21 protein-coding genes are annotated in these 14,499 nt (G+C 62.3%); 10 read left to right on the top strand and 11 right to left on the bottom strand.

The genetic code is table 11. From position 1 onward, the window contains the following. Positions 1-7: 7 nt before the first annotated feature. The 6 genes from MF6396_RS07185 to MF6396_RS07160 all read right to left on the bottom strand — a co-directional run bounded on the left by MF6396_RS07185 (position 8) and on the right by MF6396_RS07160 (position 3,395). On the bottom strand, positions 8-247 hold the full coding sequence (locus tag MF6396_RS07185) for a BolA family protein (protein WP_010223373.1): 240 nt from the start codon (positions 245-247) through the stop codon (positions 8-10). 115 nt (positions 248-362) lie between these two features. After that, entirely contained in the window at positions 363-665 is a 303-nt protein-coding gene (locus tag MF6396_RS07180) for an STAS domain-containing protein (protein ID WP_054916378.1), read from the bottom strand. Then, positions 662-1,312: an MlaC/ttg2D family ABC transporter substrate-binding protein gene (locus MF6396_RS07175; protein WP_043862449.1), complete on the bottom strand. Its 651-nt coding sequence runs from the start codon at positions 1,310-1,312 to the stop codon at positions 662-664. The genes MF6396_RS07180 and MF6396_RS07175 overlap by 4 nt, the downstream gene beginning before the upstream one ends. 9 nt (positions 1,313-1,321) lie before the next feature. Further along, complete coding sequence (mlaD, locus tag MF6396_RS07170; protein ID WP_043862450.1) at positions 1,322-1,789, bottom strand: outer membrane lipid asymmetry maintenance protein MlaD; 468 nt, start codon at positions 1,787-1,789, stop codon at positions 1,322-1,324. Then, positions 1,789-2,586, bottom strand: coding sequence for a lipid asymmetry maintenance ABC transporter permease subunit MlaE (gene mlaE, locus MF6396_RS07165; protein WP_043862451.1), 798 nt, complete (start codon positions 2,584-2,586; stop codon positions 1,789-1,791). Before mlaE ends, mlaD begins: the two co-directional genes overlap by 1 nt. Further along, complete coding sequence (locus MF6396_RS07160; protein WP_043862452.1) at positions 2,586-3,395, bottom strand: ATP-binding cassette domain-containing protein; 810 nt, start codon at positions 3,393-3,395, stop codon at positions 2,586-2,588. The genes mlaE and MF6396_RS07160 overlap by 1 nt, the downstream gene beginning before the upstream one ends. A 256-nt stretch (positions 3,396-3,651) precedes the next feature. Here MF6396_RS07160 and MF6396_RS07155 point away from each other — a divergent pair, with 256 nt between their 5' ends. The 10 genes from MF6396_RS07155 to MF6396_RS07110 all read left to right on the top strand — a co-directional run bounded on the left by MF6396_RS07155 (position 3,652) and on the right by MF6396_RS07110 (position 10,669). After that, a complete protein-coding gene (locus MF6396_RS07155) occupies positions 3,652-4,626 on the top strand; it encodes a KpsF/GutQ family sugar-phosphate isomerase (RefSeq protein WP_043862453.1) in 975 nt (324 codons plus the stop codon). Next, positions 4,627-5,151, top strand: coding sequence for a KdsC family phosphatase (locus MF6396_RS07150; protein ID WP_043862454.1), 525 nt, complete (start codon positions 4,627-4,629; stop codon positions 5,149-5,151). It abuts the gene before it with no gap. Positions 5,152-5,159: 8 nt separating this feature from the next. Then, complete coding sequence (gene lptC / locus MF6396_RS07145) at positions 5,160-5,732, top strand: LPS export ABC transporter periplasmic protein LptC (RefSeq protein WP_043862455.1); 573 nt, start codon at positions 5,160-5,162, stop codon at positions 5,730-5,732. After that, positions 5,719-6,243 (top strand): lipopolysaccharide transport periplasmic protein LptA, encoded by a 525-nt coding sequence (gene lptA, locus MF6396_RS07140; RefSeq protein WP_054916380.1) that lies wholly within the window; start codon positions 5,719-5,721, stop codon positions 6,241-6,243. Before lptC ends, lptA begins: the two co-directional genes overlap by 14 nt. Then, a complete protein-coding gene (gene lptB, locus MF6396_RS07135; protein WP_043862457.1) occupies positions 6,244-6,969 on the top strand; it encodes an LPS export ABC transporter ATP-binding protein in 726 nt (241 codons plus the stop codon). A 188-nt stretch (positions 6,970-7,157) separates the two neighbouring features. Continuing rightward, the gene (locus tag MF6396_RS07130; protein WP_043862458.1) at positions 7,158-8,651 is read left to right on the top strand and encodes an RNA polymerase factor sigma-54; all 1,494 of its coding nucleotides are present in this window, start codon (positions 7,158-7,160) and stop codon (positions 8,649-8,651) included. An 82-nt stretch (positions 8,652-8,733) separates the two neighbouring features. Beyond that, positions 8,734-9,042, top strand: a complete 309-nt coding sequence (hpf, locus tag MF6396_RS07125) for a ribosome hibernation-promoting factor, HPF/YfiA family (protein ID WP_043862459.1) — start codon at positions 8,734-8,736, stop codon at positions 9,040-9,042. Between the two features lie 12 nt (positions 9,043-9,054). Continuing rightward, on the top strand, positions 9,055-9,519 hold the full coding sequence (gene ptsN / locus MF6396_RS07120) for a PTS IIA-like nitrogen regulatory protein PtsN (protein ID WP_043862460.1): 465 nt from the start codon (positions 9,055-9,057) through the stop codon (positions 9,517-9,519). A gap of 2 nt (positions 9,520-9,521) precedes the next feature. Next, positions 9,522-10,376, top strand: a complete 855-nt coding sequence (rapZ, locus tag MF6396_RS07115; protein WP_043862461.1) for an RNase adapter RapZ — start codon at positions 9,522-9,524, stop codon at positions 10,374-10,376. Between the two features lie 20 nt (positions 10,377-10,396). Further along, positions 10,397-10,669 carry an HPr family phosphocarrier protein gene (locus MF6396_RS07110; RefSeq protein ID WP_043862462.1) on the top strand — a complete coding sequence of 91 codons (273 nt, stop codon included), beginning with the start codon at positions 10,397-10,399 and terminating at the stop codon, positions 10,667-10,669. A gap of 15 nt (positions 10,670-10,684) precedes the next feature. On the opposite strand, the gene MF6396_RS07105 is transcribed toward MF6396_RS07110, so the two are convergent. From MF6396_RS07105 to MF6396_RS07085, 5 genes are read right to left on the bottom strand one after another with little or no spacing between them, the layout of a single operon-like run. Further along, a complete protein-coding gene (locus tag MF6396_RS07105) occupies positions 10,685-11,578 on the bottom strand; it encodes a ZIP family metal transporter (protein ID WP_078479973.1) in 894 nt (297 codons plus the stop codon). 11 nt (positions 11,579-11,589) lie between these two features. Beyond that, on the bottom strand, positions 11,590-12,201 hold the full coding sequence (locus MF6396_RS07100) for a superoxide dismutase (RefSeq protein WP_043862464.1): 612 nt from the start codon (positions 12,199-12,201) through the stop codon (positions 11,590-11,592). A 1-nt stretch (position 12,202) separates the two neighbouring features. After that, complete coding sequence (locus MF6396_RS07095) at positions 12,203-12,664, bottom strand: tetratricopeptide repeat protein (RefSeq protein ID WP_078479972.1); 462 nt, start codon at positions 12,662-12,664, stop codon at positions 12,203-12,205. Between the two features lie 29 nt (positions 12,665-12,693). After that, positions 12,694-14,070, bottom strand: coding sequence for a class II fumarate hydratase (locus MF6396_RS07090; protein ID WP_078479971.1), 1,377 nt, complete (start codon positions 14,068-14,070; stop codon positions 12,694-12,696). After that, on the bottom strand, positions 14,063-14,464 hold the full coding sequence (locus tag MF6396_RS07085) for a hypothetical protein (protein ID WP_043862467.1): 402 nt from the start codon (positions 14,462-14,464) through the stop codon (positions 14,063-14,065). Before MF6396_RS07085 ends, MF6396_RS07090 begins: the two co-directional genes overlap by 8 nt. Positions 14,465-14,499 lie beyond the last annotated feature (35 nt).

Here is a 14,499-nt window from a genome sequence, read left to right as displayed (position 1 = left end):
AGTTGGCTCAGGTGCGCTCAGCCCAGGCTGCGCTGCTGAAAAATTTCATGGTTACCGCATGGATGCTGCCATCGGTGATCCACGGGTTCAGGTGAGCATAGATCTGCTGCTGACGCTTGACCGGGCTCAGGGCCGCCAATTCGTCACTGATTACGTTCAGCTGGAAGTTGCAGCCTTCGCCTTCAACTTCGACCCGGGTTCCCGGCAACTTTTCTTCAAGGAAGTTCTTAACTTCTACGGCCTGCATGCTCAACCTCAATCGGCGCCCTGTGCGCGCGGGTCGGCCATCATACAAAAAAGCCCCTCGCCTGCGAACCCCGTAAACGAGGACTCTGACAGAGGGGCCCGTCGCGCACCCGTATTTATTGACCGGCCAGCAGCTCGCCGAGCCCGTACACCTGAGCGATTTCGTGCATGCCATGGGGCATGCCGCGCACCTCGATGGTCTTGCCCGCCGCCTGCCCGTCACGGGTGAAGGCCAGCAGCAGGGACAGACCCACGCTGCTGGAAAGCTCCACCGCCGAACAGTCCAGCACCAGCGAAGGCTCGCGACTGGCAGCAATCAGGGCCCTGCCCTGCTTGCGCAGCACCGGGCCGGTGCGGTAATCCAGCACACCGGACAGGCTCAGCACGCCGGGTGCGGCAAGGGTGACTGCCGCACTCATTGGGCCTGCTTCTCGGCCGCTTGCTCGGTGGTTTCCTTGGCCTTGGCCACTTCGCCGGCCCAGCCGTCGATGGTCTTGTCCAGGTCGTTGCCGTTGCGCTGCATGGCGTCGGCGAACTGGTCACGGAACAACTTGCCGATGTTGATGCCGTTGACGATAACGTTACGCACCTTCCACTCGCCATTGAGCTTGGTCAGGGTGTAGGAAACCGGGTAGACGGCGCCGTTGTTGCCCTTGACCGTCATGTCGACGCTGGCACGGTCGTCGCCGTCCTTCTTCTCGGCGCCCACGGTGATGCCCTGGTTGTTGTATTCCAGCAGGGCGTTGCCATAGAACTGCATCAGGCTGCGCTTGAAGTTTTCCTGGAAGCGCTGCATCTGGGCCGGGGTAGCCTTGCGCGAGTACTTGACCGTCATGATGCTGCGGGAGATGCCATCGGCATCCACCACCGGTCCCAGGTTGGCGTTGAGCGCATCGTAGAACGCGCTGGGGTTGGCCTTGTACTGCTCCTTGTTCGCCTTGAGGTCGGACAGCAGTTGCGTGGTGGTGGTCTGGATCACTTCTTTGGGCGATTGCGTGGCCGCAACGGCCATCAACGGCAGGCTCGCCAGCAATACCAACAGGCCGCGTCGCAGGATGGAAATCATGGAAACTCCTTATTTAGCTTCTTTGCCAACGGTATTGAGCAAAAACTTGCCAATCAGATCTTCCAGTACCAGCGCCGACTGGGTGTCATGGATGGTTCCACCTTCCTTGAGCACCGCTTCCTCACCGCCCACGCTGATGCCGATGTACTTCTCGCCGAGCAACCCGGCGGTCAGGATCGAGGCGGTGGAATCGGTCGGCAGGTTGTCGACGCGTTTTTCCAGCTGCAACGTCACCCGACCGGTATAGGTATCGCGGTCCAGATCGATGGCCGTGACCTTGCCGATGGTTACACCGGCCATGGTCACTTTAGCTCTGACAGTCAAACCGGCGATATTGTCGAAGTAGGCGTAAAGTTTATAGGTATCGCTGCTCGGGCTGGCGGACAGGCCGCTGACGCGCAGGGCCAGCAGAAGCAGTGCCAGGATCCCGGCCAGGAGGAACAGGCCGACACCGATTTCCAGGGTGCGGTTTTGCATCAGAAATCTCCAAACATCAAGGCGGTCAGAATAAAGTCCAGACCCAGGACTGCCAGCGAGGCATAGACCACGGTCTTGGTAGTGGCACGGCTGATCCCCTCTGAAGTGGGCTCACAGTCATAGCCTTGGAATACGGCAATCCAGGTGACGACGAAGGCAAACACGAGGCTCTTGAGCACCCCGTTGAGTACATCGTCGACGAACGAAACGCTGTTCTGCATGTTCGACCAGAAGGAACCTTCATAGACTCCCAGCCAGTCCACCGCCACCCAGGACCCGCCCCAGATGCCGACCACGCTGAAGATCATCGCCAGCAGCGGCAGCGAGATGAAGCCGGCCCACAGGCGCGGTGCAACGATGTACTTGAGCGGGTCGACGCCGATCATCTCCAGGCTCGACAGCTGCTCGGTGGATTTCATGTTGCCGATTTCGGCCGTCAGCGCCGACCCGGCCCGCCCGGCGAACAGCAGCGCGGTCACCACCGGGCCCAGTTCACGCAGCAGGGTCAGGGCAACCATCTGCCCCACCGCCTGTTCCGAACCGTACTTGGTGAGGATGCTGAAGCCCTGCAGGGCCAGCACCATGCCGATGAACACGCCGGACACGACGATGATGGCCAGCGACATCACGCCGACCGAGTACAGCTGCTTGACCAGCAACTGGAACCCGCCGCCAATCCCGCCGCGCCCCACCAGGGCATGCAGCAGGAACAGGCAGGAGCGCCCCAGCACGGCCACCACGTCGATCGCGGAGCGACCAAACAGACGAATACGTTCGAGCAATGACTTTCTGCGCATCAACGCTTCCCCAACAGATCGGCGCGGTAATCAGGCGCAGGAAAATGAAAGGGCACCGGGCCATCCGGATCGCCTTTCATGAATTGGCGGATACGCGGGTTGTCCGACTCCATCAGCTCCTGCGGCGTACCCTGGCCCAGTACCTGGCCGTCCCCCACCACATACAGGTAGTCGGCAATGCTCGCGGTTTCTGCAAGATCGTGCGAAACCACGATGCTGGTGATGCCCAGCGCATCGTTGAGCAGGCGGATCAGGCGTACCAGCACGCCCATGGCGATCGGGTCCTGGCCGACGAAAGGTTCGTCGTACATGAGGATCTGCGGGTCCAGGGCAATCGCCCGGGCCAGCGCCACACGGCGCTTCATGCCGCCGGACAGTTCGTCGGGCATCAGTTCGATGGCACCGCGCAAGCCCACGGCCTGCAGCTTCATCAGCACGATGTCGCGGATCATTTCCTCGGGCAGCTGGGTATGCACCCGCAGCGGGAAGGCGACGTTCTCGAACACGTCGAGGTCGGTGAACAGTGCACCGCTCTGGAACAGCACGCCCATGTGCTTGCGCGCGTCGAACAGGTCGCTGCGCGACAGGGTCGGCAGGTTTTGCCCGGCCACCCACACCTCACCGCTGGCAGGGCGCAGTTGCGCGCCCATCAGACGCAGCAGCGTGGTCTTGCCGCACCCGGAAGGCCCCATGATGCCGGTAACCTTGCCGCGGGGAATGCGTATGTCGACATTATTGAAGATGCTGCGCGCGCCGCGCTTGAAGGTCACGCCCTTCAATTCGACCGCGTAGGCGTTATCAACGCTCATCTAAACTCCTTGCGATGCAGCCTTTTCACTCAGACGCCAACCTCCTTCATGGAGGCACGCACGCTCCGAGCGGGCCGAACAGGCGGCGAACTATAGCACCGCTGATAGAGCCACCCCAAGGCCATCACCGAGGCTGTTCAGCTCAAGTTAAGGCTCACTTAAGGTTTCTGGCAGAGCATCCTTGCAATCACAGGTGAGGCTTTGGCGCATTACCGCTATAATCCCCGCCTTTTCATCAGGCAATCCGATCTACGACATGAGCCAATCCACCGACCTGATCCAATCCGCACAGCGCACCATCCGTCTCGAGATCGAAGCGGTAGAGGGCCTGCTGGCCCATATCGACGCCGATTTCGTCAAGGCCTGCGAGCTGATCCTGGCCAGCAAGGGCCGGGTCGTGGTGGTGGGCATGGGCAAATCCGGGCACATCGGCAACAAGATTGCCGCCACCCTGGCCAGCACCGGCACCACGTCGTTCTTCGTTCACCCCGCCGAGGCCAGCCACGGCGACATGGGCATGATCACCCGGGACGACATCATCCTGGCACTGTCCAACTCGGGCACCACCAACGAAATCGTGACCCTGCTGCCACTGATCAAGCGCCTGGGCATCAAGCTCATCAGCCTCACCGGCAACCCCGACTCGCCGCTGGCCAAGGCCGCCGAGGTCAACCTGGACGCCCGCGTGGGCCAGGAGGCCTGCCCGCTGAACCTGGCCCCGACGTCCTCCACCACCGCTGCGCTGGTACTCGGCGACGCCCTGGCCATCGCCCTGCTCGAGGCGCGCGGCTTCACCGCCGAAGACTTCGCCTTCTCGCACCCGGGCGGCGCCTTGGGCCGACGCCTGCTGCTCAAGGTCGAGAACGTGATGCACGGCGGTGACGAACTGCCCCAGGTTCAGCGCGGCACGCTGCTCAAGGACGCCCTGCTTGAAATGTCTCGCAAAGGTTTGGGCATGACCGTGGTGCGCGAAAGCGACGGCCGCCTGGCCGGGGTGTTCACCGACGGCGACCTGCGCCGCAGCCTGGATCGCAACATCGACGTGCACACCACGCTGATCGACGAAGTGATGACCGTACACGGCAAGACCGCCCGCGCCGAGATGCTCGCGGCCGAGGCCTTGAAGATCATGGAAGACCACAAGATCAGCGCGCTGGTGGTGGTTGACACGCTCGACCAGCCGGTCGGCGCCCTGAACATGCACGACCTGCTGCGCGCCGGAGTGATGTAAATGAACGACGATCTGCTGCAACGCGGCAAGGCCATCAAGCTGGCGGTATTCGATGTGGACGGCGTGCTGACCGACGGTCGCCTGTACTTTCTCGAGGACGGCAGCGAATTCAAGACCTTCAACACCCTCGACGGCCAGGGCATCAAGATGCTCATGAACTCGGGCGTGACCACCGCGATCATCAGCGGGCGCAAGACGCCGGTGGTCGAACGTCGTGCGAAAAACCTCGGCATCCCGCACCTGTACCAGGGCCGCGAAGATAAACTGGTGGTGCTCGACGACCTTCTTGGTCAACTGGGCCTAAGCTATGAACAGGTTGCCTACCTGGGCGACGACCTGCCAGACCTGCCGGTGATTCGCCGGGTCGGCCTGGGCATGGCCGTAGCCAGTGCCGCTCCGTTCGTGCGCCAGCACGCCCATGGCGTGACCCTTGCGCGCGGTGGCGAAGGCGCAGCCCGCGAGTTCTGCGAACTGATCCTGCAAGCCCAGGGCAACCTGGACGCGGCGAATGCCAACTACCTGTAGAGCGATCCATGTTCAGTAAAAAGATCCGCAATATCGCGCTGTTCAGTGTGATCGCTGCCTTGTTTGCAGCGGTCGGCTACTGGAACATCAGCCCCGAGACGTTCCTCGACGAGCCCGCAGCGCAGGTCGACGAAAGCGCCATCGACTACTACGCCATCAATGCCCACAGCGTGCAGTTTCTGCCCGATGGCAAGCTGCAGTACGAGATGACCGCCGACAAGGTCGAACACCTCAAGGCCAGCGAAGTGACGCTGCTGACCACGCCGGACCTCAACATGTACCGCGGTACCGCCTACCCGTGGCACGTGCAGAGCACCCGCGGCGAGGTCAACCCGGACGGCACCGAAGTGGAACTGATCGACAACGTGCGGGTTGCCCGCACCGACGACCAGAACCGCGAAACCATCATTACCACCACCCGCATGACAGTCTTCCCGCAGAAGCAATATGCGCAGACCGAGCAAGCCGTTAGAATCGACGGCGCCGGTGGCACAACTACGGGCAAGGGAATGAAAGCGTATCTGAAAGACGGCAGGATGAACCTGCTGTCCAACGTAAGAGGACAGTATGAGGCTCGTTAAAACCCTCCCCTTTTTGCTCAGCCTGAGCGCAGCACTGGGAAGCGCGAGCGCCTGGGCCCTGCCGAACGACCGTGATCAGCCTATCCGTATCCAGGCTGACCAGGCTCAACTGGATGACAAGAAAGGCGTTGCCACCTATACCGGTGACGTGATCATCACCCAGGGCTCGATGATGATCAAAGGCAACACCGTGACCATCACCCGCACTGCCTCCGGCGATATCGACGTCGTGACCTCGGTGGGCAACCTGGCCTACTTCGAGCAGCAGCAGAGCGCAGCCAAGCCGGACAAGATGCAGGGCTACGGCAAGACCATTCAGTACAATGCGCCACAGAACCGCATCGTGCTGATCGACCGCGCCAAGGTCATCAATGAAGGCAACACCACCGAAGGCGAGAAAATCGTCTACGACACGGTGAAGCAGATCGCTACCGCTGGTCGCGGTGGCAAAGTCACCGAGTCGCGTCCGCGCATCGACATGGTGATCCAGCCGAAGAAGAAGGCCGAGTAGATGGCAACCCTCAAAGCCCAGCACCTGGCCAAGGCCTACAAAAGCCGGCAAGTCGTGCGTGATGTCAGCCTGTCCATCGACAGCGGCCAGATCGTCGGCCTGCTCGGCCCCAACGGCGCCGGCAAGACCACCTGCTTCTACATGATCGTCGGCCTGGTACAGGCCGACCAGGGCCGCGTGCTGATCGACGACCTGGACGTCAGCCACCAGCCCATGCATGGTCGCGCACGTGCCGGCATCGGCTACCTGCCGCAGGAAGCCTCGATCTTTCGCAAGCTGTCGGTGGCCGACAACATCATGGCGATCCTCGAGACCCGCAAGGAGCTCGACCGCGATGGTCGCCGCAAGGAGCTTGAAAGCCTGCTGCAGGAATTTCACATCAGCCACATCCGCGACAACCTGGGCATGAGCCTGTCCGGTGGTGAGCGGCGCAGGGTGGAGATTGCCCGGGCACTGGCCACCGCGCCCAAGTTCATCCTGCTCGACGAACCTTTCGCCGGTGTCGACCCGATCTCCGTGGGCGACATCAAGCAGATCATCCACCACCTCAAGGCCAAGGGCATCGGCGTGCTGATCACCGACCACAACGTCCGTGAAACCCTGGATATCTGCGAAACCGCCTACATCGTCAACGATGGCCAGTTGATCGCCGAAGGCGATGCACAGACCATCCTGGCCAACGACCTGGTGAAAGAGGTGTACCTCGGCCACGAGTTCCGCCTGTAAGCTGCGGCACATGGCTGAACATGGCGCTGCCTGGGCGCTGGCAAATGACTCCACCCGGGGTTAATTGTTCCAGCGCTCTAGGCAAACGCTTTGATTTCAGGCATATAATTTGCTTAAAGTTGGCGCCTCTCGCGCCCTTGTAGTAGATGGCGCCTGTGCGCCGGCGAATAAGGTGTTAAGCCCCAGCCATGAAACCATCGCTCGTCCTAAGAATGGGCCAGCAACTGACGATGACTCCTCAGTTGCAACAGGCTATCCGACTGCTCCAGCTCTCCACCCTGGACCTGCAACAGGAAATCCAGGAGGCGCTGGAGTCCAACCCGATGCTCGAACGCCAGGAAGAAGGCGAGGATTTCGACAACAGCGACCCGATGGCCGACAACGCCGAGACCAAGCCGGTTGCCGAACCTCAGGAGAGCAGCTTCCAGGAGTCCGCCCCCACGGTGGACAACCTCGAAGAAGGCGAATGGAACGAGCGCATCCCCAACGAACTGCCGGTCGACACGGCCTGGGAAGACATCTACCAGACCAGCGCCAGCAGCCTGCCCAGCAATGACGATGACGAGTGGGACTTCACCACCCGCACCTCCGCCGGCGAGAGCCTGCAGAGCCACCTGCTGTGGCAGCTCAACCTGGCACCGATGTCCGACACCGACCGGCTGATTGCCGTGACGCTGATCGACTGCATCAACAACCAGGGGTATCTCGAGGAAACCCTCGAAGAGGTGTGCGAGTCGTTCGACCCGGAACTGGACATCGAACTCGACGAAGTCGAGGCCGTGCTGCACCGCATCCAGCAGTTCGAGCCCGCCGGCATCGGTGCCCGCAACCTCAGCGAATGCCTGCTGCTGCAACTGCGCCAGCTGCCGCCGCGTACGCCGTGGATGGCCGAGGCGCAGCGCCTGGTCAGCGACTACATCGACCTGCTCGGCAGCCGCGACTACAGCCAGCTGATGCGTCGCATGAAGCTCAAGGAAGACGAACTGCGCCAGGTCATCGAACTGGTACAGAGCCTCAACCCGCGCCCCGGCTCGCAGATCGAGTCCAGCGAAGCCGAATACGTGGTGCCCGATGTCATCGTGCGCAAGGATTCCGACCGCTGGCTGGTCGAGCTGAACCAGGAAGCCGTGCCGCGCCTGCGGGTCAACCCGCAATACGCCGGTTTCGTGCGTCGCGCCGACACCAGCGCCGACAACACCTTCATGCGCAACCAGTTGCAGGAGGCGCGCTGGTTCATCAAGAGCCTGCAGAGCCGCAACGAGACGCTGATGAAGGTGGCCACGCAGATCGTCGAGCACCAGCGCGGCTTTCTCGACCACGGCGACGAGGCGATGAAACCGCTGGTACTGCACGATATCGCCGAGGCGGTGGGCATGCACGAGTCGACCATTTCGCGGGTGACCACGCAGAAATACATGCACACCCCGCGCGGCATCTACGAACTGAAATACTTTTTCTCGAGCCACGTGAGCACCTCCGAGGGCGGCGAATGCTCGTCCACGGCGATCCGCGCGATCATCAAGAAACTGGTCGCGGCTGAAAATCAGAAAAAGCCATTGAGTGACAGCAAGATCGCTGGTTTACTGGAGGCACAAGGCATCCAGGTAGCCCGTCGCACCGTCGCCAAGTACCGCGAGTCCCTTGGCATTGCACCGTCGAGCGAACGCAAGCGATTGATGTGACATCCCCTGAGATGTGCCACCGCAATTCAGTGGCAGGCGCAACACCTGCCTCTTATGCACCGGCAACAAAAGGAGAAGCTGTATGCAAGTCAATATCAGTGGACAGCATGTAGAAGTCACTCCGCCACTGCGCGAGTATGTCGAGCAGAAGCTGAAACGACTGGAGGGTCACTTCGACAAGATCACCAACGTGACGGTGATCATGAAGGTCGAAAAGCTTCAGCAGAAAATTGAGGCTACCTTGCAGATCCCGGGCGGCGAAGTGGTTGCCAACGCCGAACATCAAGACATGTATGCAGCGATCGACGCCCTTACCGACAAGCTCGACCGTCAACTGAAAAAACACAAGGAAAAACAGCAAAGCCTCCTGCAAGGTGCAGCGGCCCGCTGATCCCCCCCACCCATGATCCGACTAGAAGATATCCTGACCCCCGGCCGTTCCCTCGTGAACGTGCCGGGCGGCAGTAAAAAGCGTGCGCTCGAACAGATTGCCAATCTGATCGGCAAGGAAGTACCCGAGCTGGACACCCAAACCGTGTTCGAGAGCCTGATCGCCCGTGAAAAACTGGGCTCGACCGGCTTCGGCAATGGTATCGCCATCCCGCACTGCCGCTTGAAAGGTTGTGAAAAACCGGTAAGCGCCCTGCTGCACCTGGACGCTCCCATCGACTTCGACGCCATCGATGGCGCTCCCGTCGACCTGCTGTTTCTGCTGCTGGTCCCGGAAGCCGCCACCGATGCGCACCTTGAGCTGCTTCGCCAGATCGCCAGCATGCTCGACCGCAAGGACGTGCGCGACAAACTGCGCGCGGCCACCGATAGCCAATCCCTGTACCAGGTCGTACTGGACGTGCAAAACGGGCACTGAACATGCGCTTGATCATCGTCAGCGGTCGCTCCGGCTCCGGCAAGAGCACCGCGCTCGCGGTACTTGAGGACAACGGCTACTACTGCATCGACAACCTGCCTGCCGGGCTGTTGCCGCAACTGGCCGAAAACGCACTGATCAATACCGAGCTGCTGCAGCCGCTGGTGGCCGTTTCCATCGACGCGCGCAACCTGCCCAGCCACCTGAGCCGCTTCCCCGAGCTGCTGGAGGATGCCCGCAGCAAGCACATCCATTGCGATGTGGTGTACCTGGACGCCGACGAGGAAACCCTGCTCAAGCGCTTCTCGGAGACGCGCCGACGCCACCCGCTGACCAACACGCAACGCTCCCTGGCCGAAGCCATCCGGGTAGAGAGCGACCTGCTGGGGCCGATCGCCGACCTGGCCGACCTCAAGATCGACACCACCAACCTCAACCTGTACCAGCTGCGCGACTCGATCAAGCTGCGCCTGCTCAACCAGCCCGAGCCGGGCACGGCGTTTCTGGTGGAGTCGTTCGGCTTCAAGCGTGGCATGCCGGTCGACGCCGATCTGGTGTTCGATGTGCGCTGCCTGCCCAACCCCTATTGGAAGCCCGAGCTGCGGGATCATTCGGGGTTGGAGCAACCGGTCATCGACTACCTGGCCGCGCAACCGGACGTCGAGGAGATGTTCCAGGACATTTCGTCGTACCTGCTCAAGTGGCTGCCACGGTTCGCCGCCAGCAACCGGGCCTATGTCACCATCGCCATCGGCTGCACCGGCGGTCATCATCGCTCGGTGTACATCACCGAACGCCTGGGCCAGGTGCTGCAACAAACATTGAAGAACGTCCAGGTTCGCCACCGCGACCTCTAGCCCTCAGGATCCCGCCCGCGATGCCCGCAATTGAAATCGAGATTATCAACAAGCTGGGGCTGCACGCCCGGGCAGCGGCCAAGTTCGTTGGCGTGGCGGGCAAGTACCCGTGTTCGGTGCGTGTAGGCCGTACCCCGGAGTCGATGGTCGATGGCAAGAGCATCATGGCCGTGATGATGCTCGCCGCCGGCAAGGGCACGAGCATCCACCTCAAGACCGAAGGCGAACAGGAAGCCGAAGCGCTGCAAGGCCTGGTCGAACTGATCAACAACTATTTCGACGAAGGCGAGTAACCTCGCCTTCTCGCTTCAGGACAACGCGGTATCCATCACCATCATCAGGCAGAACCCGATGCACAGCCCCAGGCTGGCCAGGCGATGATTGCCGTTGCTGCGTGACTCGGGAATGATCTCCTGGGTCACCACCAGCAACATGGCCCCGGCAGCGAAAGCCAGGCCCAGCGGCAGCATCAGTTCGGCGACGCTCACCACCCACGCGCACAGCACCGCCGCTAGTGGCTCCACCAGCCCGGATGCCGCGCCGATCACAAACGCCTTGAAACGGCCCATCCCCGCTCCAGCCAGCACCAACGCGATCACCAACCCCTCTGGCACGTCCTGCAGGGCGATACCCATGGCCAGGCTGTCGGCATCCGGCATGCCGCCACCGGCCGACACCCCGATGGCCATGCCTTCGGGGATGTTGTGGGCAATGATGGCAATCACGAACACCCAGATGCGCGCCGGAATCACCGGCCTGCCGGGCACGGCGACCAGGTCGTCCGGTGTTGCGCCCGAGACCCTGCGGTCCACCAGGTAGATGCAGAACGCACCGAACAGCAGGCCGAAGCTGATCAGGCCACCTGCCCCCCATTTGCCGAAGCCGACCGCCTGTGCGGCGTCCAGCCCCGGGATGATCAACGAGAACGCCGTGGCGGCCAGCATCACGCCTGCACCGAACCCCATCAGGGTATCGGCCACGGCCACCGGCATGCTGCGAATCACCAACACCGGCACTGCGCCCAGGGCAGTGCCCAGCGCACACATGGCCCCACCCTCAAGCGCACGCAACATCCGCGGTTCCAGGTCCAGCCAGGCGAAGCCCTGTACCAGCAGCAACGCCGTCCCCACCAACAGCAGCAGTGTGCCCAGCGCCAACCTGAACAGGCGCACACCGCCAATGGCCATCACCTCCGAGCGCATGCCGCTAGGACTCACACCAGGGCAGCAACGTAGCGACGCTCTACTTCGGACCAGTTGATCACGTTGTAGAAGGCGCCGATGTATTCGGGGCGACGGTTCTGGTACAGCAGGTAGTAGGCATGCTCCCACACGTCCAGGCCAAGAATGGGCGTATTGCCATTCATCAGCGGGCTGTCCTGGTTGCCGCTGCTCTCTACCACCAGGGTTTTCTGCGGCGTTACGCTCAGCCACGCCCAGCCACTGCCGAAGCGGGTCAGCGCAGCCTTGGTGAACGCATCCTTGAATGCCTCGAAACCGCCCAGCTGGTCATCGATCGCCTCGCCCACCGCGCCGTGGGGCTGACCGCCGCCGCCGGGCGCCATCACCGTCCAGAACAGACTGTGGTTGGCGTGCCCGCCACCCTGGTTGATCACTGCGGCCTGCAGATTCTGCGGCAGGCTCTTGACGCTGGCGACCAGCTGCTCGATCGGCCACTCGGCGTATTCGGTGCCCTCGATGGCGGCATTGAGGTTGTTGATGTAGGTCTGGTGGTGCTTGCTGTGGTGAATCTGCATGGTCTGGGTGTCGATGTGCGGTTCCAGCGCATCGTAGGCGTACGGCAATGCAGGCAAGGTATGCGGCATATCAGTGGGTTCCATAATGAAGGGCTGGGGGCTGTAGTTGTTCCTGACCGGCAAACAGTGTCGGCTGCGCCCCCTGGCGGTAGAGCAGGCGTTCGGTACGGGGGTACTGGCCATACTCGCTGATGAAATTGAGCAGTTCGGTGTAGGTCTTGCTGCTCTGGCGCAGCGCCGCATCGCGCAGCAACGGCGAAAGGCGCTGATCCTGGCTGGCCTGCAACAGGCGCTGGTGGATGGCGCACAGGTACTCGGCGCTCTCCTGCGGCTGCTTGAGGCGCAAATGCAGGTCGGCCAGGTTGTGGTGCGAAATCACACAGGCGGCCACCGCCTCGTCGGCGTCCTGCCAGCGCTCGAACAACACCTGGGCCAAGGCCAGGGCCTGCAAGTACAACTCGCGGGCATCCACCAGATCGCCCTGTTGGAACAGGCGGTTGGCTATTTCAGTGGTGCGTTTCCAATGCTGCATGACAGAAACCTCCGAAGCGGTGGGCGGTGTCAGATACCGCCGGCCGTGAGTTTTTCAGGGTCGAGCAGGACTTCCAGCTGGCTGCGCGGCAGGTCGGTGTGTTCCAGCGCAACCTCGATGATCGGGCGCCCCTGCTTGTAGGCGGTCTTGGCGATTTCGGCAGCCTTCTGGTAGCCGATGATCGGGTTCAGCGCGGTCACCAGGATCGGGTTGCGCGCCAGGGCTTCCTTGAGCTTGGGTTCGTTGACCTTGAAGGTGGCGATAGCCTTGTCGGCCAGCAGACGGCTCACATTGGCCATCAGCTCGATGCTGCCCAGCAGGTTCTGCGCAATGATCGGCAGCATCACGTTCAGTTCGAAGTTGCCCGACTGGCCCGCCACGGCGATGGCCGCGTCGTTGCCGATGACCTGCGCGGCCACCATGGCGGTGGCTTCCGGAATCACCGGGTTGACCTTGCCCGGCATGATCGAGGAGCCGGGCTGCAGCCCTTCAAGCTCGATCTCGCCCAGCCCGGCAAGCGGGCCGGAGTTCATCCAGCGCAGGTCGTTGGCGATCTTCATCAGGGCCACGGCGGTGGCCTTGAGCTGGCCGGAAACAGCCACGGCGGTGTCTTGCGAGCCGATCAGGGCAAACAGGTTTTCCCCCGGCACGAACTGCACCCCGGTCAGGCCGCTCAGTTGCTGGCTGAAGCGCGCGGCGAACGCGGGGTGGGCGTTGATCCCGGTGCCCACCGCAGTGCCGCCCTGGGCCAGGGCCTGCAGGCTTGGCAGGGTGTCGTTCAGGTGACCGATGCCCGCCTTGACCTGTGCCGCCCAGCCGCCCAGCACCTGGCTCATGCGCACGGGCATGGCGTCCATCAGGTGGGTGCGACCGGTCTTGATGAACGGGTGCACTTGCTCGGCCTTGTGCTCGATCACCTGCACCAGGTGCTTGAGCGCTGGCAGCAGTTGTTCGTGCAGGGCCAGCGCGGCGCTCACGTGGATGGTGGTGGGGATGATGTCGTTGCTGCTCTGGCCGCAGTTGACATGGTCATTGGGGTTTACCGTGTCGCCCAGCACACGGCTGGCCAGGGTCGCGATCACCTCGTTGGCATTCATGTTGGAGCTGGTGCCGGAGCCGGTCTGGTACACGTCGACCGGGAAGTGCTGCATGAAATCGCCAGCCAGCAACTGTTCCACGGCGCTGACGATGGCAGCGCCCTGTGCCTGGCTGATCTGCTCCAGCTCGACGTTGGCCTTGGCGGCGGCGGCCTTGGCCAGCAGCAGGGCCCGGATGAACTGGGTCGGCATGCGCTGCTGGCTGATCGGGAAGTTGTTCACCGCGCGCTGGGTCTGGGCGCCATACAGGGCCTCGGCCGGCACCTGCAGCTCACCCATGCTGTCACGCTCGATACGGGTATTACTCATCATCAAGTCCTTGCATCAGTTCAGCGAAAGAAATCGAAGGCAGCAGCGTGCAGTTCGCCAGTTGCAGGGCGAAGGGCTGCCAGCGCTGGCCGTGCTCGCCGCCGTCGAGCTTGCGCAGCTGCAGCAGCGGCTTCCAGGCCTGGTCCAGGCACAAGCAGCGCCAATGCCACGGCAGCATGCGGTCGCACGCGGTGTCGAGCAGCAGGCGGAAGGAAGTCAAGGCGACGGTCCAGGCCGAGGTCTCGGTGCAGCAGACCAGGTAGCGACCTTCGGCCAGGTAGTGTTCGATCAGGCGCGGCTCGTCGGGCTCGAGGGCACAGCGAATTCGCCGGCTCAGCCAGCGCCAGTTTTCGAGGTAGGGCAATTCGTGAAGGACAGGTCTCATGAACATCATCGCCTAGATAATGATAGTCATTATTAAGTGATAAT

This window comes from Pseudomonas sp. MF6396, assembly GCF_002018915.1.
Classification (GTDB): domain Bacteria; phylum Pseudomonadota; class Gammaproteobacteria; order Pseudomonadales; family Pseudomonadaceae; genus Aquipseudomonas; species Aquipseudomonas palmensis.
Note: the sequence above shows the minus strand (reverse complement) of the source record. Positions and strands in the feature narration are given on the sequence as shown.